At 73.7% G+C, this 1,881-nt stretch carries 1 protein-coding gene; it reads left to right on the top strand.

Annotated features, from left to right (window positions below; translation table 11 throughout):
• Nucleotides 1–1,761 (top strand): FtsX-like permease family protein (locus tag ASF38_RS04250; protein ID WP_200914400.1); only part of this gene is annotated, 1,761 nt, incomplete at its 5' end.
• Between the last annotated feature and the right edge of the window lie 120 nt (nucleotides 1,762–1,881).

Below are 1,881 nucleotides of genomic sequence, written 5' to 3' on the forward strand. Positions count from 1 at the left end.
GCGTACGTGGACGCGCGCGTGATCGCCGTCAACCAGGGAGTCGACGTCATCAGCTACGTGCTGCTGCTGTTCGCCGCCATCGCCGGCTTCGTGGCGGTCCTGGTCATCGCGAACACCTTCACCATTCTCTTCGCGCAGCGCACCCGCGACCTCGCCCTGCTGCGCTGCGTCGGCGCGACCCGGCGCCAGGTCGTCCGCTCGGTCCGCGTCGAGTCCCTCGCCGTGGCGCTGGTCGCGTCGACGGTCGGCGTGCTCGCCGGCGCCGGGGCGGGCTACGGCATCGTCGCCGCGGTGCGCGGGGTGACCGGAGGTCGTCTGCTGGGGACCGTGTCGTTGTCCCCCACCTGGATGGTCGCGGCCTTCGTCGGCGGCATCGTCGTGACGGTCACGGCGGCCTGGCTGCCGACCCGACGCGTGGTGCGGGTCAGCCCGCTCGCCGCGCTCCGGCCGATGGACGCGGACGTGCGCACCCGTGCGGGCAAGGGCCGCGTCGCCCTGGGTGTCGCGGCCGTGCTCGCCGGCTCGGCGGCTCTCGCCCTCGCCGTGCAGCAGACGTCCATGCCACCCCTCCTGGCCGGCGGCATGCTGTCGTTCGTCGGCGTGCTGCTGCTCGCACCCGTGCTCGTGCCGGCGATGCTGGGAGTGGCCGGACGTCTCCTGGGCCGCACCGGTCTCGCCGCCCGCCTCGCCACGGCCAACGCGGTGCGCAACCCGCGCCGCAGCGCCGCCACCACGGCGTCGTTGCTCGTCGGCGTCACCCTGACCACGGCGGTGCTCACCGGCATGGCCAGCGCCCGCGGAGCCATGGACGACGAGCTGAAGGTGCAGTACCCGGTCGACGTCGCGCTCACCGGTGACGGACCCGTCTCGGCCGGCACGCTCGAGTCGGTGCGAGCGACTCGCGGCGTCCAGGACGCCGAGGCCGTGCCCGGCGTCCGCGCGACGCTCGAGGGCGTTGGCGAGGTTCCCGTGCTCGCGCCCGACGCCGCCGCCTCGTCGGTGGCGCGAGGTCGTGGGTTGGTCGAACCCGGTCGCCTGGAGGTGTTCATCCCGCCGGACGTCTCGGCCGACACCGAGACCGGGTTCCCCGAGACGATGACGCTCGAGCGCGCCGGCCGCACCGTGGACGTCGAGCGGGTGCTCGTGGGCAGCGAGTGGGGGCGGTCCGTCGTGGCCGGGCCCGGCGTGCTGGAGGCCCTCGGCGGCAGCATCGAGCCGCAGGCCGTCTGGGTGCGAGCCGACGACGGCGTGGACGTCGACGAGCTGAGCGGCAGCCTGGGCGCCGTCGCCCGCGACGCCGACCTGGAGCTCACGTCCACCCTCGCCCAGCGGGGATGGGTCGAGAAGCAGCTCGACGTGCTGGTGTGGTCGGTCCTCGGCCTGCTGGCCGTCTCGGTCGGCATCGCCCTGGTGGGCATCGCCAACACCGTCGGCCTGTCGGTCCTGGAGCGCGGCCGTGAGCACGCGTTGCTGCGGGCCCTTGGCCTGACCCGGCGCCAGCTGCGCCGCATGCTCGCCGCCGAGGGCTTGTTGCTGGCGCTCGTCGCCGCGGTCCTGGGTACGACGGTCGGCGTGACCTACGGCTGGCTAGGGACGCTCGCGGTCGTGCGGACGGCTGTCGCCGACGTCTCCCTCGTCACGCCGTGGGACCAGCTGCTGGCCGTGGTGGTCGTGGCCGCTCTGGCGGGTCTCGTGGCCTGCGTCCTGCCCGCCCGACGGGCGTCGCGGGTGGCTCCGGCCGAGGGCCTGACGCTCGACTGAGGCATCGGCGTGACGGAGGTCCCGGAGGTCCGGGACCTCCGTCACGTATTCGAACGTGTGCTTGTTTCCTGTCTGATCTACCCTCTAGAATGGGGGTAGACCAGCAGGAGGAAGCATGAG

It is taken from the genome of Aeromicrobium sp. Leaf272, assembly GCF_001422865.1.
GTDB lineage: Bacteria > Actinomycetota > Actinomycetes > Propionibacteriales > Nocardioidaceae > Aeromicrobium.